The 25,390-nt window shown below is 50.7% G+C and carries 15 protein-coding genes; 5 read left to right on the top strand and 10 right to left on the bottom strand.

What is annotated here, in order from left to right:
- Positions 1 to 78: 78 nt before the first annotated feature.
- Positions 79 to 1,821, bottom strand: a complete 1,743-nt coding sequence (locus DEF47_RS01650) for a protein O-mannosyl-transferase family (protein ID WP_012189489.1) — start codon at positions 1,819 to 1,821, stop codon at positions 79 to 81.
- Positions 1,822 to 1,890: 69 nt separating this feature from the next.
- On the bottom strand, positions 1,891 to 4,536 hold the full coding sequence (locus DEF47_RS01645; RefSeq protein WP_012189490.1) for a tetratricopeptide repeat protein: 2,646 nt from the start codon (positions 4,534 to 4,536) through the stop codon (positions 1,891 to 1,893).
- Between the two features lie 147 nt (positions 4,537 to 4,683).
- On the opposite strand from DEF47_RS01645, the gene DEF47_RS01640 reads away from it, so the two are divergent.
- Positions 4,684 to 5,538, top strand: a complete 855-nt coding sequence (locus tag DEF47_RS01640; protein WP_012189491.1) for a hypothetical protein — start codon at positions 4,684 to 4,686, stop codon at positions 5,536 to 5,538.
- Positions 5,539 to 5,618: 80 nt separating this feature from the next.
- On the opposite strand, the gene DEF47_RS01635 is transcribed toward DEF47_RS01640, so the two are convergent.
- Positions 5,619 to 6,119 carry a VOC family protein gene (locus DEF47_RS01635; protein ID WP_012189492.1) on the bottom strand — a complete coding sequence of 167 codons (501 nt, stop codon included), beginning with the start codon at positions 6,117 to 6,119 and terminating at the stop codon, positions 5,619 to 5,621.
- Positions 6,120 to 6,202: 83 nt separating this feature from the next.
- Here DEF47_RS01635 and DEF47_RS01630 point away from each other — a divergent pair, with 83 nt between their 5' ends.
- A complete protein-coding gene (locus tag DEF47_RS01630) occupies positions 6,203 to 7,168 on the top strand; it encodes a helix-turn-helix transcriptional regulator (RefSeq protein WP_012189493.1) in 966 nt (321 codons plus the stop codon).
- On the opposite strand, the gene DEF47_RS01625 is transcribed toward DEF47_RS01630, so the two are convergent.
- A complete protein-coding gene (locus DEF47_RS01625) occupies positions 7,165 to 7,395 on the bottom strand; it encodes a hypothetical protein (RefSeq protein ID WP_012189494.1) in 231 nt (76 codons plus the stop codon). The two genes, DEF47_RS01630 and DEF47_RS01625, sit on opposite strands and share 4 nt — an antisense overlap.
- A 264-nt stretch (positions 7,396 to 7,659) precedes the next feature.
- On the opposite strand from DEF47_RS01625, the gene DEF47_RS01620 reads away from it, so the two are divergent.
- Together DEF47_RS01620 and DEF47_RS01615 are read left to right on the top strand one after the other, a co-directional pair.
- On the top strand, positions 7,660 to 8,220 hold the full coding sequence (locus DEF47_RS01620; protein WP_012189495.1) for a hypothetical protein: 561 nt from the start codon (positions 7,660 to 7,662) through the stop codon (positions 8,218 to 8,220).
- 94 nt (positions 8,221 to 8,314) lie between these two features.
- Positions 8,315 to 9,775: a serine hydrolase domain-containing protein gene (locus DEF47_RS01615; protein WP_012189496.1), complete on the top strand. Its 1,461-nt coding sequence runs from the start codon at positions 8,315 to 8,317 to the stop codon at positions 9,773 to 9,775.
- Positions 9,776 to 9,844: 69 nt separating this feature from the next.
- Here DEF47_RS01615 and DEF47_RS01610 read toward each other — a convergent pair whose 3' ends face one another.
- From DEF47_RS01610 to DEF47_RS01600, 3 genes are all read right to left on the bottom strand, one after another.
- The gene (locus DEF47_RS01610; protein WP_012189497.1) at positions 9,845 to 10,327 is read right to left on the bottom strand and encodes a GNAT family N-acetyltransferase; all 483 of its coding nucleotides are present in this window, start codon (positions 10,325 to 10,327) and stop codon (positions 9,845 to 9,847) included.
- A gap of 147 nt (positions 10,328 to 10,474) precedes the next feature.
- The gene (gene ppsA / locus DEF47_RS01605) at positions 10,475 to 13,090 is read right to left on the bottom strand and encodes a phosphoenolpyruvate synthase (RefSeq protein WP_012189498.1); all 2,616 of its coding nucleotides are present in this window, start codon (positions 13,088 to 13,090) and stop codon (positions 10,475 to 10,477) included.
- Positions 13,091 to 13,474: 384 nt separating this feature from the next.
- Positions 13,475 to 14,710: an ammonium transporter gene (locus DEF47_RS01600; protein WP_012189499.1), complete on the bottom strand. Its 1,236-nt coding sequence runs from the start codon at positions 14,708 to 14,710 to the stop codon at positions 13,475 to 13,477.
- A gap of 598 nt (positions 14,711 to 15,308) precedes the next feature.
- Between DEF47_RS01600 and DEF47_RS01595 the strand changes: the two genes are divergently transcribed.
- Entirely contained in the window at positions 15,309 to 15,695 is a 387-nt protein-coding gene (locus DEF47_RS01595) for a ribbon-helix-helix domain-containing protein (RefSeq protein WP_012189500.1), read from the top strand.
- 221 nt (positions 15,696 to 15,916) lie between these two features.
- On the opposite strand, the gene DEF47_RS01590 is transcribed toward DEF47_RS01595, so the two are convergent.
- The 3 genes from DEF47_RS01590 to DEF47_RS01580 form a co-directional block, all read right to left on the bottom strand.
- Positions 15,917 to 21,004, bottom strand: a complete 5,088-nt coding sequence (locus tag DEF47_RS01590) for a DEAD/DEAH box helicase (protein WP_012189501.1) — start codon at positions 21,002 to 21,004, stop codon at positions 15,917 to 15,919.
- A gap of 160 nt (positions 21,005 to 21,164) precedes the next feature.
- On the bottom strand, positions 21,165 to 23,525 hold the full coding sequence (locus DEF47_RS01585) for a hypothetical protein (RefSeq protein WP_012189502.1): 2,361 nt from the start codon (positions 23,523 to 23,525) through the stop codon (positions 21,165 to 21,167).
- Positions 23,525 to 25,390, bottom strand: a 1,866-nt coding sequence (locus DEF47_RS01580) for an AAA family ATPase (RefSeq protein WP_287044930.1), incomplete at its 5' end; no start/stop codon positions are given. The genes DEF47_RS01585 and DEF47_RS01580, both read right to left, overlap by 1 nt.

The following is a 25,390-nucleotide window of genomic DNA, read 5'->3' as shown; positions in this document are numbered from 1 at the left end:
CGGGACGGAAGGGTGGTGATAACACAACACAGGTTTGTAACTAATTCTTGAAAACACGAGGCTAGGAGTGCACGAACCTCAATCGAGCATAACCATGCCAAGCAGATAGGTATTTTGCTGAGGAGTGAGCGCAATCCGCTGCCCACCCAAATCGTACCAGCCGACAATGACGCTATAGTTGCCTGCTGGCAAATACTGCGGCAAATTGACCGCCAATAGGTCGGTTTGGGCTTGGGCTAGGGGCCAAAATTCGCTGCTAGGATTGGTTGGGCTATCAGTTTGCGCAACCAACTGGCCAGTTTGATCAAGCACATGAATGAAGCGAATTAAGCTCGGTAATTGCTGGCTGGTTTGCCAACGTAGCCCAATTAACAGCTGATCTTGAGCTTGAGCCGGTAAATCAAATCCAGTTAATTGAATACCATTCTGCCACACAATAGCGACTTGTTGCTTAAACTGCTGAGGAATATTCTCGATCTGCCACCAATCGCCAACTTTACGATGCTGCAAGCCCAATTCAGGGATCGCCTGCAAGGCATAGATCTGGCGACCTTGGGCTAATTGATCGCGAATCCGTTGCTGCTCGGCTTGAAAGCTAAATTCGAGATCTGGCCGTAGCTGCTCAACGGTTTGCAGATAGCGCAAACTCTCAATGCTCCAACCATCACCAATCACGAGGCTATTGGCAGCGAGTGGTTCGGCCAAGCGTTGTCTGGCAAGTTGTTCAGGTTGGGCGGTATTGGATTGGTGAATTTGTGGCCATGTCTGCCAAGCCAACCACAGACTGATGCCGCAGGCCAAGCCCAGCCCCCAGCGTGGCCATGGCAACGCGGCCAACCCAAAGCCAATCAACAAGGCTTGGGCAACATAGGCTCCCAGCCCAAACACCGCCAGATCGTCAACGAAATAGACCAAACAAAAGCCCAAAATGCTGCAATAGCTACCACCAAGCATTATTGCGAGTGGCCGTTGTTTTTGCCAACACTGCCACCAGCCAATCCCAGCTAAGCCCAAGCCCAGCCAGGTTAATTGTGGCCCAAACAGCTGGATTTGCACCTCGAAGAGCCGTTGCCAGCCTTGATCGAGCGCTCGTTGAGGATCAAACCATGCCCCGCCAGCACTGCCAAGCAGATAATCAGTAAGCAATGCCCAACCATTTTGCCAAGCTGGGGCACGCCAAACGATATACAAATAGGGCAGAAAGCTTAAACAGCCAGCCCCAACCGCCAACAGCCACTGCCGTACACTTGGGCGTTGCTGCCAACAACAGGCAATCAGCATCCATGGCAGAATAAACACGCTGCTGCGATGATGCCCAAGCATCAGGCCTGCCGCTAGCCCAAGCAGCCAAAACGGTATGCGTTGTTGCCACCAAGCGACGATCAGCCCAAGCGTGCTGACCTGCAAAAGCACCGCAAACGCATAAATTTCGGCTTGAGTAGCCTGTTGCCAAAAGCTTGACGATAGCCCAAGCATGGCAGTGCCAGCCAAGGCCCAACGTTGGGCAAGGCCGCTCGTTTGGGCAAGTTGGTTGAAGCTGCTTAAACTGAGGGCGGCAACGAACGCCGAAAAGAGATTAACCCGCCAAGCAATACTCCCAAGTGGAATAAGCTTGCTCCAAAGCCACGTTAGGATGCTATAAAGCGGGTAGCCTGTGCTATGGGCGACCTCAAGGGTTGGGCCAACGCGCTGAAATTCGGCGGTATCACCACCGCCAAGCCCTGGTAAGAGGGTTATGGTATAGAGCAATAACGCCAAACCAAAGACGAATAACGAGCTAGTTTTTACGTTTAGTTTCGATTGTTGAATAACAAATTGCATAATTTATCTATCATGCTTCTCGGCTAGGATTATCAGGTTGGCCTGCTTCGCTGTCAAGCGGGCGTAGGGTTAGCCTGCAATTAATTGCAAATTGTAGCCTTGAGCTAATTGTAGCGTTCGATCAAGCTCTTTGCTCAAGCCCAATTGCTGGTATAAATCGCAGGCTTGTTTGATGGCCTGTTTCGCTTCGCCATGACGTTGAGTTTGATGTAAGAGCTTGGTGAGATCGCGCCATACCCGCGCTTCGATAAACCGATCTTGGATGGCTTGGCTTAGTTGGATCGCTTGTTGCAGATAGCGCTCGGCCAGTTCAAATTCGTGTTTTAGGGTTGCGACCCGACCTAAGATATAGACCCCAAAGGGAACATGGCCTGTTTCTTCGTAGTGAAGCACTTCTTGGGCATATTGCTCGGCAGTTGGGTATTGATCAAGGCTTAAGTGAGCATCGGCTAGAGTCATGGCGTTTAGCGAAACCCAAAAACGTGAATTAATCTGTTTGAAAAAACTATAGGCTTGCTCGGCGAGCTTAATCGCCTCGTGTGGTTGGTTGATTTCCACCAAAAAGTAGGCCAAGTTGCTTTGATTGCGAGCAACTCGCACATCGTTGCCAATCGAACGGTAGTAGCGAATCGCAAAATCAAAATGTTCAATTGCCTCAGAATGTTCATGACGCGCATGGACAATCGCTAAACTCGCATGAGCACGTGCTTGTAAGGCTTGATCGTTGAGCGTGCAGGCATGATCGAGCGCAGTTTGGTAGCCTTGCAATGCCAAGTCATAATTGCCCTCTTCATCGGCAACTTCAGCACTGAGTAATGCCGCAATAAAGTGGGTTTTAGTAGCAGCTAGGTGCGCGGCTGCAAAATCACGCTCATGGTTCAGGTGCATCAAGCCACGTTTGACATGCAAAATTGCTTCTTGATGTTGCTGGTTCGTATCCAAAATTGTGATTGCTCGCTCGTAACTGCTCATAGCTTGCTCGATATAGCCTTGGGCTTCCCATAAATCGCCTTCTAATTGGCGAATATAGGCCCGAATTGAATCGCTGCCGGTGTAAGATACCGCCGCTAAACTAGCCCGCGCCTGCTCGTAGTTTCCAGTAAATCGGGCCAGCTCGGCTTGGCCAATCGCTAAGGTTTGGGCCTCGCGGGCTGGTATTTGATCAAGTGGGATTAATTGCAGCATACGCAGCATACGGCCAAAGTAGCCGGCGCGAATTTCATTATGCCGTTGGGGAAACCACCACATAATCGCTTGGCTATACGCCCCGGCGGCGATTGCATGTTCGGCCGCCAGCGTCCATTGGCCGAGCATTGCATGCACTTGGGCGGCGTGTTCATTCAATGGCTGGCGTTGCTCGGCGCTCAATTGTTGCCAAAAGTGTTTGCGTAGCAACGGCCAAAGCTCAAGCGTATCATGATAGCCAGTTTGCAGCAATTCAAAATGCTCAAGCTGTTGCAGATCTTTGGTTGGCCATAAACTGCGTGGAACCGGTTGCTGAAAACTGGCCAACACCGTTAGTAGTTGTTGGGCGTTTGGGCTGAGCATGCTGATAATCCGCTCAATTAAATAGCCAACGCTTGGATGGGCCGCTAGCATCGCGCAAATCGCTGCCAAACTCGGCTCTTGCTGCATTAAGACCATCACGATCCGCATGAGATGAGCATTGCCAGCAATCAGTGCAAGAAATTGCTCCCATGGGTAATCGGGCTGAATGGCTGTGCTAGCATTGAACCAAGCTTTTAGTGCGGCACTATCCAATGGCTCCAAGGTGAGCGTTGGCAGATCATTGCTGAAAACCTGATTGCCAACAATCAGCAGATGCAGATTGGGAATTGCCGCTAAGGCTCGCCAAAATGAGTGCAAGGCGCTATGCTGGGGCTGACTTAGCATAACCTCGCCTTGATCAAGGCAAAATAAGGGAGCTGCTGGCAGGCTAGCACAATCGCGCCGAATCAGGCCTAACGCCACGTTGCTATTCAACTTACCGCCTTCGATTGCCAAATGTTGGGCCAAGTTGTAGGCTCCATGGTGCTGGAGAAATGCCCCAATCAAGGGCAAACAACTTTCGATCTGATCATTCAAATCGGGGAGTAAGCTGAGCCAAAAGACTGGGCCTTGCCAAGCAGCAGCGAGGGTTGCGGCGCTCGCACTTTTGCCCACGCCAGGTGCGCCAATAATACAAAGCTGGCGTTGCTGTTTGAGCAGTGCCTGTGCTTCAGCCAACCATTGGCTGCGACCATACAGATGGCTCGGCACTGGTGGGCGCTCTAGTTGCAGCGCAGGTTGTAAAATGCTTAATAAACAATCAGTAGCTTGATCCAAAATCAAGGGCAAACGATCTTTCATGTCGCGATGAAAGGTAGCCTTGGCTAAACCAAGTTGGTCAATAAGTACATTGACTGGTAGTTTATGTTCATGCAAAAAGCGCCAATAAATCAAGCGCTGATCGCGGTTGCCAGCGCGAAGTTGTTCTAATAGTTCAGCTAAATCATGTGATTCTTCGGGGCGAATATGGGTATCACCCAACAAGGCATAAACCACGACAAGCTGAATAATCTGGCCACGTTGGCGTTCGCTCGGATGTGCCCCAAACAGATCGTACCATTGCCCAAGGAAGGCTGGCGTTGCCAAAGGTTGAATGTTGCCAAGTTGGGCTGGCTGATCAAATTGATTGAGTACTGTGCGTAAGATTGGGTTAAGTACATGCGCCATTCCACACTCCTCGATAACCTAAAGCAGCCGCTAGTTGGCTCGTTTTGGCCTAAGTGAGACTTTTTGGGTGCAATCTGAGACTTTTTTGAGCCACAAGCCCGCTATACTAAAAGCCTAGTGATTCAAATGCGATTAGGGAGGCTATAGATGCGGCTTGTATTGATAGTAACAGTCTTAATTTGCGGGTTAGGTTCATTCTGGTTCAATCAACCCAACCAAGCTAAGGCTGATACGCCAGCCCCACCCCCAGGTTGCGGTTTGGCCGGAGTAGACCTTTCAACCCCAAATACCTGGATGGCAGTCTGGGATTTTGAGACGGCTGATGGTTGTTTAGTACGGCTTGGCACACCCGAGATTCCGAGCCAAGATCCACCAATTTTGTTGATGAGCACGATTGAATGTAGTGTGAATGGCAATGTGGATTTCAGCCCAGCCGATTACGCCCGTTTTCAAGGCGCTGGTTACCTTTCATGTGAGCTTGACCTACCAAATGATTTGTTACAGAGCTACCCTGATTTCTGGAGCTACGTTCAGGTGCAATTTAGCACGAACGGAAATCATCCGCTCTTATACCATCCTGATGCACGGATGAATGTTAGCGTCAATGGCTTATATGGCAATTTGCAATGGCAATATCGCCATACCACCGATTTGTTTGAATCCAACATGATTCGCCGCTTTCGCTTAACCAGCGATACACGCTTGGCAGTTGGTCAATGTTCTGGATCAGTTCAAACTTGTCCAGTTACCCAATCAGCGCCCTATGCTGGCTATGCGACAATTCATGGCGATACAAACTATGCCGATTCAAGCCAAACAATGATCAAATTCCGAACTACCGCTACGACCTTGCTAATTGGCTACAACCCAGATACGAACGAGTATTTGAATGGTAAGTTGGGCATGTTGATTATCGACCCCTATGGCAAAGATCCTGAGCCAACCGTGATCAATCCTGACCCAACCCCGACCGCCACGCCAACCCCGCCAATTCCTCAATAGGCGATTAAATAGCCCAACTGGCAGCTAGTAATGCAACTAGCTGCCAGTCTTTTTTAATTTAACCAACTTTAGCGCAATGCTTACTTTGGTTGGCCTAACCGTGGCATAGTTTCTAGCAATGTGCGATGGATATAGTTCAACTCTGGCGATTGGGTGTCCCATGTTTCGCCCTCAGGTACAGTTGCTTCCCACGAATCCATCCCAATAGATTGATAGACCCACCAAAGATTGTGCCATGGATCAACGAAACGCGAGAAAAGCTCGCCATACATCGGAGTTGGCTCGGTCACAATCGTTGCGCCATGAGTCACAGCAGTTTGTAAGGTTTGGGCCAGATCGGCAACATAGACTTGTAAAAAACTGGGTGTCCAAGGCCAATCGGGCTTACGATCAACCACCATCAACGTCGAATCGCCAAGTTTAAGCTCTGAATGCAGCACTAAACCATCAGTATCGATGGTGTGCGCTGCCTCAACTGGCTGTGCTCCAAACACTGCTTGTAAAAATGCACTAAGCTGGGTGGCCGCGTTGCTGATAATAAATGGATTCACCGTGCAGTAACCGGCTGGTACATGTCCCATGAGCTTGCTCCTTGAATCAGTTGCTGATGGATTGAGCATATTCTAAAATTAGGACATTATTGGCCCTAATTTGGAGCAATGCTATGTATTCGCCAACTAGCCGACTGTTGGGCGTGCTCGAACTCTTACAATCACGCCAGCAAATCAGTGGAAGCGAGCTGGCTCAGCGGCTCGAAATTCACCCGCGCACGGTTCGCCGCTATATTCAACAACTGCAAGATATGGGGATTCCGGTCGAGGCTGAACGGGGCATCTACGGCGCTTATCGTTTAAAGCCAGGCCAGCGAGTTCCACCACTGTTATTCACCGAACAAGAAATCCTGGCCTTGAGTTTAGGCTTATTAACGATTCGCGAATTACAGTTTCCGGTTGAGCGAGCAACCGCTGAAACGACCTTAGCCAAGATCGAGCGTGTGCTGCCTGCTGGTTTGGTGCAGCATGCTCGCGCCCTGCAAGCAGCAATCAGTATCCAACTTGGCATCCGTTCACCGCGAATCGAGCCAGCTTGGTTGCTGCAATTGAGTTTGGCGGTGCAATACTGCCAACAAGTTCAACTTGAATATTTGTCTGCTCAACAGAATATGACTGAACGCACGATCGAACCCTATGGAATTGTTTTTAACGAAGGCGCTTGGTATCTAGTAGGCTATTGCGATTTACGCAGGGCCATGCGGGTGTTTCGCTTGGATCGCATTCAGGCGATGCGATTGTTGGATTCAAACTTCGAGCGGCCAGCCTCAATTGATATTGTCGAAATAGTGCAGGCAGCCCTGAACGCCAGCGATCAGCCTGACGAGGTTGAGGTGCTGCTCAAAACAACTATCGAGCATGCCCGCCACATTATTCCGCCAGCTATGGGCCGGCTTGAAGCAACGCCGCAGGGAGTTCTGTTGCGCCGCGCCGCCGTGCATTTGGAATGGGTCGCCTTTACGTTGCTGGAGCTTGATATTCCAGTGGTGGTGCTACAACCTGCTGCATTACGCGAGCTGCTTCAAGCGATCGCAACCAAAGCTTTGGGCATGAGTAATACTGCTGCGCCAACCGATTAATCAGCAATTTGCTTAGCTATCTGTACCAAAAGCCACTGATGGATTGCCTCGGCCAATTCTATATTTTGCTCTAAATAGCGTTGCAGCAAATCGCCATAGGCTTGTTGTGCTGGGTCGATCTGCGGGGCAATAAGTTGCCAGAGCTTGAGTGCGGCGTGGGCACGATGACGTAAGGCATGATCAATCTCGGCGATCAATGCCCGATCTGAAAGTGCTTGCCAATCCATTCAAACCTCCTATCTTCACTAAAATTAGCGATTTTATGGCCTGATTATAAGAGATCAAGCTAGCTATGTATGATTAAGCACCAAGCGGTTAAAGGATTGTGACGTGTTCTCCTGTGGTAGTCGTCTCTTAACTTAATTGTGGTGTAGCTCGGCGTATACTGCATACATCGATAACAAACAACGTTCGAACAGCGAATCGATACAGATAAACAACATTCACGCAGCGGATCGATATTCAACAACATTCAAAAATAGGGGGATGTTATGAAAGCCTTACGTTTGTTTCCTAAACTGGTCATTGCCGTCGGTATCATCTTTGCGTTAGGCGGCGTGGGCACAATCGGCGCTGGGATCTATATTAATGATTTTGTTGGCGACAAACTTGCAGCCCAACAAATTACCACACCCGAAGATGCATCGATTCCGAATACGCCAGTGACCGATATTGCAACTGCTTTGAGTATGGCCGACATCATTCAACACCATGCTGCTGAAAGTGGCCAAGGCCTATCGTATGCTCAAATGGGTCGCTTTGCCCTTCCCGATGGCGCACCAGTTGGCACGAACAATGCTGATGAAGCCTTGAAAGATGCTAATGGCAAACCAGTTGCCAACTCGGCTCGCAACACCCAATTGACGGCTGCTGGGCTGGTCACCTCATTGAGCCTTTCAGCAATGGCCTTTGGTGCTTCATATGGCGCAATGGCTCTTGGACTTGGCTTCTTGGTTCTAGGGATTATCATTACTGGGCTTGGTTATGCCTTACTAGGCTTGATCACTCCTGAAGTTGCCAAACGCTTTGGCCTCCAACCAGTAACCGAATAACCTGCATTATCAGTTACTTGGAGCGGCAGTCTTTACAAAGACTGCCGCTTTTGTGTATGCTCAAATTAATTAACCTGCAATAGGAGCATAATCAATGTTTCCAATTAGCGACTATAAGCTTCCGCGAGCCACGCCCGAAGCACAAGGCATTGCATCGGCGGCGTTGCTTCAATTTATCGAGGCCATGGATACCCACGTTAATCAAATCCATAGTTTGATGCTGCTGCGTCATGGTCATGTGGTTGCTGAAGCTTGGTGGTCGCCGTATGCGCCTGCCTATCCGCAGCTTTTATTTTCGCTGAGCAAAAGTTTTACCGCAACGGCGGTTGGGCTAGCGATCGCCGAAGGCTACTTTGCTATCGATGATCCGGTTATATCCTTCTTTCCTGAGCACACTCCTGCGGAATGTAGCCCTATGCTTGCAGCGATGCGCGTTCGCGATTTGTTATCGATGGCAACTGGCCACGCTGATGATCCATGGGTATCGATGATTTCACGTCAGGATGGCAACTGGATTAAGGGCTTTCTTGAAACTCCAGTTGTTTATGCCCCAGGCACCCATTTTGTGTACAATACAAGCGCCACCTATATGCTGTCGGCAATTGTGCAGCAAACAACGACAATTCGGCTCGATGAATATTTGAAACCACGGCTATTTGAACCATTGGGAATTGAGCATGTTGATTGGCACATATCGCCGCAAGGAATAACGCTGGGGGGAATTGGGCTAAGCCTGACCACCGAAGCAGTTGCCCGCTTTGGTCAGCTTTATTTGCAAAAAGGTTGCTGGAATGGGATTCAGCTTTTGCCAGAGGCATGGGTTGGGCAAGCTAGCGCCATGCAAATAATCAACGGCGCTGATCCACATTCTGATTGGGCGCAGGGCTATGGCTATCAATTTTGGCGCTGCCGTCATGGAGCCTATCGTGGCGATGGGGTGTTTGGGCAATATTGTATTGTTATGCCCGAGCAGGATGCGGTGCTTGTGATCACGGGAGGGGTGGATGTCTTTGCGATGCAGCAACCATTGAATCTGGTTTGGGAATATTTGCTGCCCGCGATGCAAGCCGAGCGCTTGATAGACGATACGCTAGCGCAACGGCAACTAACAGAAAAACTTGCCAACTTACAGGTTCCAACTATCCACGGCGAATCCAGCGCGGCAATTGCCCAACATGTCTCTGGCCGAAGCTATCAGGTTGATTCGAATAGCTTCATGATTGAACGTATCAGCTTTGATTTTAGCGCAACTGGCTGTTCGGTTGTTGTCCAAACAGCGACGGCAACTGAAACAATTGTTTGTGGGTATCGCACATGGTCATTGGGTCGCAGCAGCCTCTTTGCGCAACACTTTTTTGATGACACCCCAGTGATGGCTTACGGTGCTTGGACTGCCCCAGATCGGTTTACCATGGTTGTGCGGCTCTATCAAACTCCATTTGTTTACACGATGGAATATCATTTTGTAGACGCTGAATTGCTAATGACGATTCAAATCAATGTCTCGTTTGATTCGTTAGCTCCGCTTGTGCTGACTGCGCGGCAGGTAACTTAAGCTGATGTGGATTTAGCGCCAGCGTTGTAATGCGCCATGAAAACAAATATGCATTAGGTACTCCTTTAATTACAAGGCTTGAAAGTAGCGGGCAATTGGCATCAAGCGAAAGCCTTGTTTGGCATAGGTTTGCCGAGCCGGCTCATGGCCTGGATCTCCGCCAGTTTCGACCATGGCTACGCGCATGCCGAGATTGCGAAAATGTTCGATCGCAAACTGGGTTAGCGCCGTACCAATCCCTTGTTGCTGCGCAGCGGGATCAACTGCTAGCATGACGATTTCGCCCATGCTACTGGCTTGATGCAAGGTTGTCGCCACAAAGCCGACAATTTGTTGATCAAGCAAGGCAACCCAGGTTTGGTTGGTTGCAGCGGCACACACCGTTTCGACGGCTTGCTGCTGGTTGGTCGGCCAATCGGGGTAGAAATGCTTGAACACCGCAGCATCCATGGCAGCTTCCATCGAGGCAAATACGAGTGTCCAAGCGCGAATCGAGAGATCAACCACCGCAGCACGGTCATGGTCGGCATATTGCCGAATAACGAGATTCATTACACCTCCTAGAACTTAGATGGCGCAGGCCAATCCTGCGTTGAGTTGATGCTAGCATAGCTGTGGCAGCTGCCATTCGGTCGCTGGACTGAATTTGGTTTAACTACGACGATGTTGCGGATTTCGCGCAACATCGTCATGATCGCCCTAAAGCATTTCGATAGAGCCTACTGTGCCATCGACCCGAATCCGTTGCCCATCTTGGATGAGCTTGGTTGCGTGCTCTACCCCAACCACGGCTGCTAGCCCATATTCACGGGCAATAACCGCCCCATGGGTCATTAATCCACCAACTTCTGTGACTAGACCTTTGATCGCAACAAATAATGGTGTCCAACTTGGGTCGGTAAATGGCGTAACCAGAATATCACCAGCTTCAAGCTCGGCGGCTTCAATGGTTAAGATAACGCGGGCACGACCTTCAATGACACCTGCTGAGACTGGCAACCCCACCAGTGTCCCCGTTGGAATCTGATCGCGTTGGTAGCTACCAGTGATAATTTCGCCCTCAGAAGTCATAACGCGTGGCGGCGTTAGTTTTTGATAATAGCTATATGCGGCCTTACGCTGATTGATACGATCATAATCAAGGCGCTTGCTGTTGATGGCGCTGCAAACTTCGTCAAAGGTTAGATAATCCAAATCTGTTGGCTCATGCAGCACTTTAGCCTGAACTAGCTCAGCGGCTACTTTTTGTAAGGCCTGTTTGTAGACAAAATAGCGGCTAACAATATGATACTTGGGATATTCACGATAGCCAATGAAATTGCGTAGTAGATCGATTACTCGTTTGGTTGCCGCAGCTTTTTGCTTACCATCGGGTAATTGCTGCAAACGTTCTAACAACTCCTGCTCTTTAGCTAAGGCTGTCTGTCGTCCGTGCTCGAATTTTTGTTGGCTTGCGCCATACTCAAAGCTTTTGAGGTTATTGAGCAATATGGGAATCAAGGTTATTGGCTTTTCACTCCATCGCGGTCGGGTAATATCAATTTCTCCGGTGCAGCGCATACCATAGGTTTCGAGGAATCTCATAATAGCAGTGCGAACGGCTTCGCCGCCTTCAAATTGAAGCAACTCATCCAAAAACGCCGCATTATTGGTCGCTGTTAGGTATGTAATTATGGCTGGATAGGGCCGAATTACATCGGCAACATCCAGCAGCGCCAGCCCCATTGCCGAAGTGATATTGTTGGATACTGATTGTGCAAGGGTATCTGCTACATTGATTTCCCCCAGCCATTCCAGCATTCGTTGATTAATCCATGTTGCCGCATTCATTGCGGTCATAATTACCCCAAAACTTTGAGGATTGGCAAGATGTTGTTTAAGCTGTTGCAGATCTTCCCGAATGTATTCAGATACTGCGGCTCCTGATTTGGTTACGATGGTCTGGTTTAATCGAGCTAAAGCTTGCTCACTTTGATTGATTAACTCAGCTACAAGGGTTGGATTATGCTCAACTGTAGCCTGAAAATCGAGTGATGCTGCAATCGACTTAATGCTATCGAGGCTTGATGATGGCAGCTCAGGTGGTATTGCAGAAATAAAATCATTGCGCTCGATCAGCGTTGTCAACGCCGATTTAATCAATGGATCTGACTGACCTAAAACATCAAGCATAACCGAGCGGCGTGCGGGAGCGGCCAGATCTTCAATAATATCGACGAACAACCGTCCTCCAGCATGGATCATTGGTCGGCCTGCGGTTAATTGCCAGATCGATAACCCTAAAGGTTTCATCGCATCAGTCATCATTTGTTGATGCCCAACCGAAAGATAGATGTGTTTGTGTTGGTCTTGGTCATCAGGCAGTGGGTAGAGGGTGGTGATTGGGCGGCTCTGAAGGATAAAAAATACATCATCAGCTAAACACCATTCAATATCTTGCGGCTGGCCAAAATGCCGCTCGATGGTTCTGCCAATTTGCTCAAGCTGCTGAATTTGAGCATCGTTTAGCGCTGCTTGACCTTGTTGTTCAGCCACAATAGGTTGTTCTTGCGTGCCGCCAGTAGCTAATGGATAGATTGCCAGTTGCTTGGTGGCGATGGTTGTTGCAAGCTGTTTGCCATTTTGGATACGATAGGTATCAGCATTCACCCGCCCACTAACCAACGCCTCGCCCAACCCAAAACTCGCTTCAATTGATACGATCGTTCGATTGGCTGTGATTGGATCAGCGGTAAACATCGTTCCCGCAACCTGCGCTACGATCATGGTTTGGACAATCACTGCGATAGAGCCGCTACGATGATCAAGCTTATTGTTGATTCGATAGCTAATTGCCCGTTCGCTAAAGAGCGAAGCCCAACAGCACTTAATCTGTTCTAGAATAGCTGCTTCACCCACAATGTTAAGATAGGTATCGTGTTGTCCGGCGAATGACGCAGTTGGTGAATCTTCAGTGGTCGCACTTGAGCGGATTGCATAGCCTTTGGTTGCCCCAAGTTGAGCAACCCGGTGCCTGATAGCCGCTTGAAATGCTGCTGGAAGCGGCATTGTTGTGATCTGCATTCGAATGGCTGTGCTAAGTTGACGGATTTGTTGGTGATCATTGTTCGTGAGCGACGCGAGTTGATCCAGCAATTCGCCCAGGGTAGTATTGGCCTGAATGATCTGCTTGAAGGCTGTGGTTGCAATACAAAAGCCACTAGGAACATTAATACCGTTAATGTGGATAAGCTGACCAAGATTAGTAGCTTTTCCGCCAACAATCATGCTATCAGTTGGCTTGAGCGTATCAAACTCAATGATGTGTGATTCCATCGATTGCCCCCTTTGATGTCGATTAATAGCGCTGTTTGGTACTGGTATGAATGGGGCAATTGTAGTGAATTGGCAACCGAAAAAGAATTGACTTTGGGCCGTTTTATGAGCTAGACAGCCGTGTTATACTCAAGCAAAGCAATGAGATGGGCGGCCACAGTCTGTGGTCGCCCATTGATTTAACCTGGTTGAGCAAACGATGCTCTTAACAATTAAACGTCAACGCGAGCTATGACCGAAGCCATAACTCGCGTTAGTTTGTGCTCGTTGGGCTGTTTAGGCTTTTGCGCCTTGAGGCATGCGCAACCAAACGGCAACCAACGCAACGAACAGAACCAATGCAATGATGAATTCCATGAGCTAGCTCCTTATCAACAGTATGAACTAAATTCCCATCCGATAGGCCACTTCGCCATGTTGACTGCTATCCAAGCCTTGTTCTTCTTCGGCTTCGCTAACCCGAATGCCAAACAAGAGATCGACGACTTTAAGAATGCCCCAGGTCATGCCAGCGGCATAGATTGCCACAATCCCAACCGTGAGCGCTTGTACGCCAAGTTGGCTCCAATTGCCCGAAAGTACGCCATCAGCACCAGCAGGATTGATGCTCTTGGTTGCGAATACGCCAACCAAAATTGCCCCCAACACCCCGCCAACACCGTGTACGCCGAAGACATCAAGCGCATCGTCAACCCGACCACGCACCAAGTTTTCGACCACGAAGTAGCAGATGCCACCAGCTAAGAAGCCGATAATCAATGAGGCCATTGGGGTAACGAAGCCCGCAGCAGGCGTGATCGCCACCAAACCAGCGACTGCGCCAGCCGAAGCGCCGAGTACGCTTGGGCGTTTGTGTTGAATCCAGCCAGCGGTCATCCAAGCAAGCATAGCCATGGCAGCGGCTGAGTTGGTGTTGACGAAGGCTGAAACGGCCAAGCCACCAGCGCCAAGCGAGCTACCTGCATTGAAGCCAAACCAGCCGAACCACAATAAGGCAGTGCCAATCACGGTCATAGTTGTATCGTGTGGCTCCATTGCTTCTTTGCCATAGCCTGAGCGACGGCCAAGCACCAAGGCACAAACCAGCGCCGAAACCCCTGAGGTGATGTGTACGACCGTGCCACCAGCAAAGTCTAAGGCTCCCAACGAGCGTAACCAACCGCCATCAGCCCAAACCCAATGCGCAACTGGGGCATAAATCAGGGTTGACCAAGCCAGCGAGAAAATTACGAAGGATTTAAAGCGCTTGCGTTCAGCAAATGCACCTGAAATCAAGGCTGGCGTGATGACCGCAAACATCATCTGATAGATCATGAAAGCTTGATGCGGAATCGTTGCCGCATAGGTTGGGTTTGGTTCAATCCCAACATTGCGCAAGCCAGCCCATTCGAGGCTGCCGATTACCCCGCCAACATCGGGGCCAAAGGCTAAACTATAGCCAAACAGCACCCATTGCACACTAATCAGGGCCAACATAAAAAAGCTGTGCATCAAGGTTGAAAGCACATTTTTTTGGCGAACCATCCCACCATAAAAGAGGCCTAAGGCCGGAGTCATCAACATAACCAAGGCGGCTGAGAGAAGCACCCAAACGGTATCTGCCCCGTTAATCATATCCATGCTGCGTGGTCTCCCTAACTTGTGCTGAATGTCGGACGCTGAACTGCTTGAACGCTCGTGATCCGCAGCGCTGGGGATCGTTTGGTTGTGCTCGTTTGGTTGTGGGTGTTGAATGGCTGAAGCTGGTTTTTGCTGGACACTTGTACAAAACGTACAATCAAAAACCGTTTTTTGCTAACTGGGTGTTAACACGATGCTAAGAATTTATCTAGCTCCAAGCATACCTGATCCAAATATAGGCTTGAAGCAGCAAAATGCACGATCTTAACAGATGCTGATTTGTGCATGTTGCATAAATAATCTACCTAAGTGTGGTTTAGTAAGATTGCCCAATTGCTGCGCTTACAAGCTTGACTTAAAGGCTTGGTTTAACTTGAAAATTTGGCAGATGTACCAAGAGTAGTTTGGTTAGAGTGCTTAATGTTGGTTAAAATAGCCTACCCCGCGAAAGATCGTTTGATGAGGGTTTGCGTAACTATTTAATTTGACATAATCGAATAAATGAAGCTTTTGCTCTGCTGTGGAAATTAGGGCTTGACAGATTTATAATCCCTATGTATTCTATTTGTATTCCAATTGGAATATTTTTGGGGGATGCATGGCGGATATTGAAAAGGTATCGATGAATTTGAGTGTCGTCGATTTAGGGCAAATCGATTTATTGGTTGATCAGGGCTTTTATTCGAGCCGAACTGATTTTTTTCGCGCAGCGATTCGGACGCGGCTGGCTGGCCATGATGAGGCGATTAAGCAAGCAGTTGTACGTACCTCTTCGGTGATCGGCGTGATTTCGTTTGACCGTGAGCACTTAGAACGGATACAGCGCAATAATGAACAAGTGCGGGTTGTGGTGGTAGGGTTGCTCATTTTGAGTAATGATATTTCACCAGAGTTAGCCCAAGCCACGATCAAATCGCTTAAAGTCTATGGCTCGTTGCGAGCAAGCGCCGCAGTCAAAGAGGCCTTAGCCGAGCGGATTAATTAGTTCAGGCACACGATTCTAAACTCTGGGGCAAAAACGTTGCTTAGTAATTAAGGAGAACCATATGTTCATCCGCACGATCGTGATCACGGTATAGGGTATTGGTTGAAAGTGGTAATGGGTGATGACGGCTAGCATCCAGTGGCCATGATCGGGTGAAAGTCCTTGATCATGGCCACTCTGCGTCAGAACTATTTGGGGTAAGAGGATGCGCCTAGGGTAGCCTAGGCTTTGGTAAATGGTTGTTGACCGATAATCTGCTGTTGCCAAGCTTGGTCGCGATGCAGGGTAATCACTTTATATCCACCAAGCTCTTCTAAATCCCAACGCAAGCCATCAAGCGATTCGTCTGCTTCGATGCATAATACGCAGGTGCTTGGGCTATCAGCACTGGCCGCGTAAAATAAATGCGGACGACCACCTTGCAGCTCAGGTTCAATGGCATCAGGTAAGCGCTGGCCGTTTTGGTCAAGCCATTCCAATACTTCGCGCACAAATCCTGTCGGCGTTTGAGCTAATAAGCGCTCAAGGCTCGTTTCATCCAAACCACCTTCGTGCTCAACCTGATCATGGGTCAATTGCAGCAACATATCACGAATTGCGTGGCGGTTTAGATAGGCATGCTCTGGCTGGTTGCTATAGGAGAGCAGGCAGTGGTAGCACGCTCGGACACATTCACCCGCCTGATCTATTTGTTCTGCCCCAGTGTTGGGGTCAAAATGGCAAATTTCTAGGGCTGCTCGGGCAACTCGGGCCAAGGCCTGTGGATCTTCCACGAGCTGGCGTAGCACACCAGCGCCTCCTTCGGATGCTTCCCAGAGCAACATTCGACGATCGGCTTGATAGCCCAGCACTTGCGCTTCTAACTCCTGTGCTTCAAGCTGGAATATTGCAAGAATGCCCCGTACCAAGGCCGCTTGAAGGCTAAATAGTGCTTCGGAATTGTCGGCTAGCTCGGGTGTTGGCTGTACCAACAACATATTACGAGTATCATTAACGACTAACCGCACATTCCGCCGAGTCTCGTTGGTTGGGTCAAACGTCGTGCTATCTTCTTCGGGATTTTTGGCCCACAGCCCCGACTGTAAATCGATACTGAAGCCTTTCATTTTGGCCCGTCGCCAGCCATGGTTAACCCGCCAAAGGGTTGCGGCATGGCCATAGTCAAGGCTAAGCGCGGTTGTCTTGGTGCGGGCCGCGATTCGGCGAAACCCTACGTGATCGCGCGAAAACTGGTAATGAGCTGAGATCGTAAATCCGAAGCGCATTCGTTCCTCTTCCTCGCTGGTAATGCGTTGGATCGACTGGGCGGTTATCGTGCTCATCGGCAACAGATCGGGCAGTAATTCGCTGGTTTTTTCATCAAATCGTGCGCCACAGTTTGAACATACATCGAGCTGAACAGCTGAATCGTTGTGGAAATAGCCACAGATAAGGCAAACTTTGGCTTGGATAAAACGCTGCTGGGCATTGGTGGCTGGGAGCGCTGAGCGAATGATCCGATATTGTTTGCCCTCATGATAAATAATATTGCGTGGGCCAAACTCGGTTAGGGCCAGAAACCGTGGCCGCGATAAATACTCGCCATCGCCGGTATGATCGCAGAGGAAGGCGCGAACTGGGAGCCGTGGAAAGTTGTAGCCTGGCAAAAATCCTTCGCTAGCAAAATAGCGATAGGGATAAAAATCTGCGTCGCTGCCTGATTCACTGCGCGATTGATTGCATAAGATATCTTTTTGCCGTAAGGCCTCACCGTGACGGCGACGGGCTTGATCGGCCTCTGGGCTACGGCCTGAGCGTTGATGCCCACGATCCATGAGGTTGCGGGCTTCGCGCACTTGCTCGTCGGCAGCCCGATATAGCTCGCGCCAGCGCTCACAGGCTGCATCGAACTGCATCGGAGCTTCAGCTAAGGTGCGCTCGACATACTGTGGGCCAAAGCTTTGCAAGGTCGCCAGATCAATCTGGCACTGATCGATAATGCGCTGGCATGCCTCAATGCATTGAGCTTGTTGGGGCGGCGAAAGATGAATTTGGGCTTGAATCGCTGGCCAAAGTGGATACCCAACTTGGCTCGTATCAACCAGATCCAACATTGAATGTTGCATGCCAAGGCCAGTTTTACTTAACCAGACTGCATGAATGTGTGCCCGCAGCAAATCTTCGTTGACCAAATCGATCTGTGGTGGGGCAACCACCCCAGCCACCATCGCTGGCTGACGATCAAAGAAGTATTGGTCGTGACCGCTGCCAACCGAGCAGTAGGTTTCGATCAGGGCTGGTTGCCCTGAGCGTCCGGCGCGGCCTGAGCGTTGGGCATAATTGGCGGGGGTTGGGGGCACATTGCGCATATGCACCACATTCAAATCCCCAATATCAATGCCTAACTCCATCGTTGGCGAGCAAAACAAGACAGGCAAGGTTCCGGCACTAAAGCATTGCTCGCGGTCTTGGCGTTTTGCTTGAGCAACTTGCCCGGTATGCTCGCGACTTTCCATCGCTTGCAGATTGTGGGCCATATGCTGATACAGATTTTGGAAAAAGCGATTGATTGGCCGTGGCGCTGGGCTAAAACCCTTGAGCATCCGCGAACGAGCGAGATTGGGCGGCGGAGGTGTGCCATCGCCCGCTCGCCAGAGCAAGGCATCGCGGCTAATTTGCAGCTCGCGCGAGGCTCCCGTGCCAACATCGGTCAAGATATTGCCAACTAAGGCTTCAACTAGCACTTCGAGCAGCGGCCAATATTCCTTTTCACTGAGGGTTTTGGTGAGGCTTGGCCAGGTTTGTTCCGCCCGTAAAAATCGACCTAAAGCTGAGCTAGCGCCTAAGCTCTGGCCGTCGCCCGAACCTCTACCGTCGGGAGTTGGCACAATAAAGCGTTTGGCTGAGGTGAATTCGCGTTCATTCATCTGCCACGATTCTTGGAGCAGGGCTTCGATGCTGGTGACCATGCGTTTTTGCTCCTGCTCTTGCAAACATGGAGCATTGATCGCTAATCCATTACGCATATAATTAAGGATTGTCCGCAGAATTTGTTCCCGTTGGTGGGAGGGGGTTGCGGCAAGTAGCTCGTGTCTGGCCCAGAGGTCGGTTTGCTGGGCCAAATCGTCAAGCCCATCGTAATCAATCTGTAGCAAGCCAACTTGTTCGAGGTTGGGCTGGGTTACACGCCAACTTCGGCGTAAATCTTCGTAGATCCGATATTCAATCAAGCGAATCAAGGCATCGTCGATTTTTGCCCGCTTATTTGGCAGCGTAGTTTCTTCTTTGGCATAGGCTGTTTGAGGCAAATTAAGCGCCTCAAACACCGCTTGGGCAATCGTGGTGTAGTCGAGGGCGCGACCAGCAGGCTGTTGACGAACCGCGCTATAAATTGCTGCCCGCAGTTGGGCCACACTCACAAAATCATTGAAATGGCCCGCTTGAAGTGATGCATCTTGGCGGTTATCGGTAAAACTGAGCATCTTTTGGGCCGCAGGCTGCTCGGGCAAGGCCTGGCGTAGCTGCTGAACTGTGGCCAAGGCGAGGACCGTCGTGGCGGTGGAGCGGCCTTCGCTGCTGAGCCGCGCTAATTTACTAAAATCGCTCTCACGTTTGGTATAGAGCGTGCCGCAGTTTAAACAACTCAGAAACGGGCTTGGAATAAACCATGCCGTTGGATCATGCTCGTTGCCAAGGCTGCCATTCGTCCGAACCGTAAGTCGTTGGGGGATAAACTGCTTAAAATCTTTTTTGACTGTTCCACGGCCATTGGTGCTTTTGTTAAACCAGCTATCTGGCAACATCTCAATCGCGTCGTCGCTCCAAACATCTTCGCCGAGCAAGGCATAGCCAGGCATGCTGGTGCTCTGCTCGTGGCTTTGGGCAAAGGGCTGACGTGGCAGGAGCGTTTGCCTATGGGCATCGTAATTGCATTGATAATAGTGTTGACCACAGTTACGACAAAAGACCAGTGGAAATAACAGCTGTGGGTTATCACGGTCGCCAATGGTATGTTGGCCTTCTGAGGTGAGTTTGCGCTCAGGCGGATGGGCTAGGGTTGCATAGATCGTGCCGCCCTGCGAGATGAACTGATGCAGTTTAAAGGTAAAGGCCTGCCGACCATTGAGCGCATCCTCAACGGTGCTACCAAGTTGCAACATTGCCTGAAGCTGGTGTAAACAGTGTGCCTGATCAACTCCGGTCTCGTCAGCAAGCGCTTGTGCCCCTTGGGCAAGGGTTTTGGGTTTGGCGCGGCGCAGGGTATTGGTCTGATCGGTGGTGATGCCAAAGGTTTGTTCGATCCACGCGGCTAACGGATGATATTTGAAGGTATCCCATTCCATCGTGGCAGGAATTGGCTGGAGCAACGTTTCACGGAGTTGGCTCGCTGAGGGTTGGCCGAAAAATATCACCGATTTAATCAATTGCTCTTCGATAATCTGCGAAGCAGGAATGTTAACGCCAAAAATGGTGCTAGCAATTGCCGCAACTGCGCTTTTGCGATCATCAGCGACGGTGCTGCTGGCCATGGTTGCGCTGGTTCCGATACAAATCAATTCTGGATTGCCGCTGCGTTCGCGTAAACGACGCACCAACAGCGCGACATCGCCACCTTGACGGCCTCGGTAGGTATGCAGCTCATCGAGCACCAGAAATTGTAAATTTGCCGTCTGCTGATCAACAAATGGCGCTTCGTCGGGCCGGGTGAGCATCAATTCGAGCATGACATAATTGGTGAGCAAAATATGCGGTGGGTTGGCTTGAATTGCTCGTTTGGTTGCTTCTTTATCTTGCCCGGTATAGCTTTCGACCCGAATTGGACAAGCGTCGCCTAGATGGCCTAAAAATTCCTTAATTGCTGCCATTTGCGAGTTGATCAAGGCATTCATTGGGTAGACGATAATTGCCCGAACTTTGCCTTGTTCTGGTTGATGTTTAAGCACATGATCGAAAATAGGCAGGATGTAGGTGAGACTTTTGCCCGAGCCAGTGCCAGTTGTTACGACATAATGGCGTTTTTCTTGCGCCAAGCCCAAAGCGGTGATTTGGTGGCTGTATAACTTGAGTGAACGCAGTTGTTGCTGGCGATCACGCTTTTGGAAAATATATTGACATAATGGATGGAGTTTCTGAGCGTTAACCAAATCCTCAACTGTGCCCCCTTGTTGGTAGGCCGGCGACAATTGAATTAGGGCATCGGGCCAGAGCGAACCACCCTGAATGTTGCTGGTTACAAACTGCTGAATCTCGGGATCAAGGATGCTAAGAAACCCTTGGGTATATTGACTGTATTGATCAATAATCTGGTTGCGAAGCTGAAAAATATCCATATCTTGCCCTCTAAATGCTAGTGCTGCCTTGTGGAAGTTTATATCGAAACCATGCCCTCACCCCCGACCCCTCTCCCACTGCGGCGGGCGAGGGGAGCCTTTGGTTTAGTAGTTCCCCCTCGCTCGCCTGCGGGAGAGGGTGCTAGGGGGTGAGGGAACACTATCCTTGCCACGCAAGTAACAACACATCAAGCAACCCACGCCCAAGCGGACTCATTTGGCAAACGAGGTCTTGCATCGCACCATAGGCGGTCCGCGAAACAGGTTCCACGTGGGCGGCATTGTTGCGAGCATCTTTAACCCGATTGAGCAACTGAATAAATTTAATGAAATTGAAGCTATAGTCCATTTCGTTAAATGTTACTTCAGGCTGCCAATGGCGCTTCACATGCTTCGTAATCAAGTCCCAATTGGCTTGATCGGCCCATGGTTTGTATTCTAAAAAGGTCAGTTTGCCCATAGTCTGGTTATGTGGTCTGGCCAAATCGCCTAGCAGCCTGACCCCTGTGAAAACTCGTTCTTTGAGCATACGCTCCATCACGCTGCCAATGTGAATCGCCGGAGCCGAAAAATCGGGCGCATTGATGCTATCAAGCTGATCGGTCAGGAAGATCGCGAGCGCCAACGACTCTTTGGCATAGGTATCAAGCCGATCAAAGGTTTGGCGCATCCCTAGATCACGCACTCGATTGAAGTAGTATTCCCATTGGATGTTGTTGATGCTGGCAAACTGACGAGTTAGCGATTCGACCTCTTTCACGATGCGAGCCAGGGTTTGCTCATCGAGTTCATCGGTGGTGGCGAGAATATGTTTGAGTTCGTTGAGCAGATCGGCGGCGGTGCGCAAGGGGCGAATTGGCTTGCGGCGATTGGGCCAGCCGATAATCTGACAAACATGGGGATCTTCACAACATTGCCGCCCACGATGCACTAGATCAATGCGCCACTCACCAATATGGGGTTTGGGGCAGAGCACAACTTCATCAAGCTCGTTGCCAGCAATGCCATACCTTGCCAGCAACGGCAAGCGATCGGTGGTGCTGAGGGTATCAAGAAACATCCCATGACAGGCGATCTGGCGCGGTTGGCTCAGCTGCTTGTGGGCTGTTTCCAGCAGCTCGATCAGGGTTTGCTGGACGTTGGTTAATTGATTGCTGCTTTGCGGCTGAAGTTGGTGTAAATGCACCGCTTGGGTGGGCATCACATTGTGGGCTAAGCCTGGCGCTGGAGTAATCCTATAGTTTGCGGTTGATGGGCCGCTGTTGGCAGCTTGCTCGCTGTGATCATTCGTATTGGGCCGCAAAAAAGCAAACAGCAGCGTGCCATGCTCCTCGCCCAACAGCGCCAGATCGGCAATCATGCGCTTGATTGGCTCAGCCGGAACTTTATGCGGCTGATCAAGATCAAATGGTCGGTAGTATTTGGCATCCCAGATGATGCCTGGCTCGCGCCAAAATTGTTGCCCCTCATGGACTATTTTGAGCATGGGGGGATGGATACGGGTCAGATAAAAGTCGGGCCGCACGTTCGGCACTTGGTCGCGAGCTGCACTGGTGGTCCAGTTGGCGCTTGGATTAGGCACAGCTTGATCGTGGCGCAATTCGTAGCGCACCTCGTCGTCGCCCGAACCCCAGCGAAATTGGAGTCGCACGCTGGCTTTAACTTTTGGGTAAACAATCAGCTCAAGCTTTTGCTGTTCAGTTAATAAATCGGCTAGCTCGTAGAAAATCCAGAGCTGATAGAGATAATTGTCGCGATCGGGGTTGCTGCCCAATAGATCGTGATCGGGGCTGGTTGGGAGCCGCCGCAGTAACTGGAGATTGTGCAGCCGCTGATACCATTCGATCAGATCTTGGTAGGCGCTGTTGCTGCCAGGAATTAAATTATTGCTGACGTGTAGCACCAAATTTGGGCCATCGGAATATTCGCTATGCAGCCCAGCGATAATCTGGGTGGCTTGGCTGCGCAAGCTGGCAAATTGTGGAAATGCCAACTCACGCTCGCAGCGTTCTACAATCTCGGTCAGTGGGTGACGCAAGGCCGCCGCCCCAACCGCGAGATTTTCATCCCAAAGCAATGCTTCGCCCAATTGATGATATTCCAGCAGGGCCACAACCGTCAGCAAATTCTCGGGAATTGCAAAATCGCGGCGTTGTTGGCGAGTGACCATGGTTAAGGGCGGCTCGCCTGGCCGTTCATCCCAGGTTGCTGCTAGCGTGCGATCCCAGTCGATCTGGCCGCGAGCTGGTGGTTCTTCAACCACCAAACTGCGCGGCGCGGCAAAACTGAGGCGACGCACGATGCGCGGCAGAATATGCTCAAACAGCTCATCGCGTAGATGAAACATGGTGGCTAAATCGCGATAGCGGGTCAGCGTTGGGTCATCTTCAATCGCAAAGCCTGCGAATGCCGCAACAAACTGCTGAAAATTGGCCTGATTGTGGCGTAGCAATAGCTCGATCAGGCGGGCTTGTATGGTGGCGAAGGTACTTTGCTCAATTGGCGTTGGGCTATACACCATCACAGGCCTCGTTCGCTGCTGAACGTGCGCAAGCGTTGGGCAAATTGACTGGTTTGATCGAGCAGCAATTCTGTGCCGAGATCAAAAATTTGGCTAATGTGCGTCATCGTTAGCTCATCAATGTTGGCTATGTTGATCGAGCCACTAGCATGCTTGGGGCTAGCTGTTTGGAGTTGGGTTAAATGGCTGGCTTGGCGCGGCAACGGCAGGCTCTTGATGATCGTTTTGAGCTGCTCACTAAATTCTTTGGGATTGTGAGCATAGGCCAGATAGGCCAATAAGGCCCGCTGTTCATCGCGATTGAGCACTTGCAGTTGGTCGGCCAAGGTATCGGCAAGGGCGTAATCGAGCGCATCGTGCCAACTCAAGCCAATGGCATGGCCAGCAAAGGTTGCGGCATACACTGCCTCGGCCTGGGCAGTGCCAAGCTGGCGATAGACCCGAATTGCGCTGAAGATGCGCCAGAAACTATCCAATACATCTTTGGCATCCTGATTTTCGACCTCTAGCCGATAGTTGACCCGTGAGCCGTCACCATCGCGATTGATCTCGCGATTAACATTGAGCACACCACGCCACGTGGCTCGTCCGGCTGCATCGTTGCTGGCGATGGTATCGAGTTTTTGGTCGCTCAGGCGTAAAAGGGCACGATAGGCCGCGATGCCTTGCTCTTCATCGGCATCGTCGCTGCTTGGTGGCAACAGATCAATAAAGACAAAACGCCGTTTCATGGCTTCGCTCATTTGGTTGAGAAAGTGACGATCAAACGAGTTGAGCGTGCCGATGATGCGGAAATCGCGTGGCAAAGGCACTTGCACTACAACGCCATCGTCGGTTGGGATGCTGAGTGGGGCGTTGCGTTGGCCGCCAAGGGTCGTGAGCAAGCTGCCAAAAGCGGCATCAATATGCGCTCGGGTAAATTCGTCGATGACCAGCCAGCGACCACGGTAGCGTTGCTGTTTAACCATCACCTCAGTGCGTTGCAGGGTTTCGGGGTTGGGCACGTTTTCGCCGTCGTAGCCCGCATAGTTCGAAAGCACTGCGCTGGTGAGGCAGCCATGGCGCACTCCATACACCAAGGTTTTGCCGCCAGCACTGCGCTGGAGTTGAGGCACGATGCCGCCAATAATATCTCGGCTGCTCCAGGTTTCGGTGGCAGTTTCAATTTGAACGGCATAGCCATGGCGGGTATGGCGCTCTTCAATTGGTGGCTCGGTCGGTGGTAAGGCAGGCGAGGTTGGCATGCGCAAGCTGATACTGGCATCAGTATCGCGCCAGAAGATCTCGGGCAGCCGTTGGGCTAAGTGGGTTTTGCCAGTGCCTGGCGGGCCACTCAAAATCACATGCTGGCCTGCGATCAGGGCGCGGTAGATTCGCAGTAGGGTGACGCGGTTGACCAACAGTTCGCGTTGCAGTTCGGCGATGCGCTCGTTGAGCACGGCGGTGGTCAGTTGCGGCAGCGGTTGATCTTGCAAGGCGCTATCCATGGTGCTGCGTTGGCTGCGTTGCACGCGCTCGATATGCTCAAGAAAGCTATTGATCGCATGGGCAGTGGGGGTGGTTGGGTTGGCTATGGGTTGTAAGGCAGCGGGGCGACTGCGCAGCCAACTATGCTCGCCCTGCTCAATCAAGCCTGCCTCGCGATACCAATCACGTAACAAGGCCGGGCCAGGCCATGCTTCGGCGGGGTGAGCTACTCCATCGAAGGGCATCGCCATAATTGGTAGCCAATAATCGTCGTTAGCTTCGCTATCGGGCAGCACGAGGGTTAGCGCACTATAGCGCAGCATGGTTTCCTCATGCAGATCGTTGAGGTGCGGCCAGCGCCGATAGCGGTCGTCGGGCAGTTGCTCAACTAAACGTAA

It is taken from the genome of Herpetosiphon sp. (genome assembly GCF_003512625.1).
GTDB classification, from domain to species: domain Bacteria; phylum Chloroflexota; class Chloroflexia; order Chloroflexales; family Herpetosiphonaceae; genus Herpetosiphon; species Herpetosiphon aurantiacus.
This window is presented reverse-complemented; position numbering and strand designations above follow the sequence as displayed.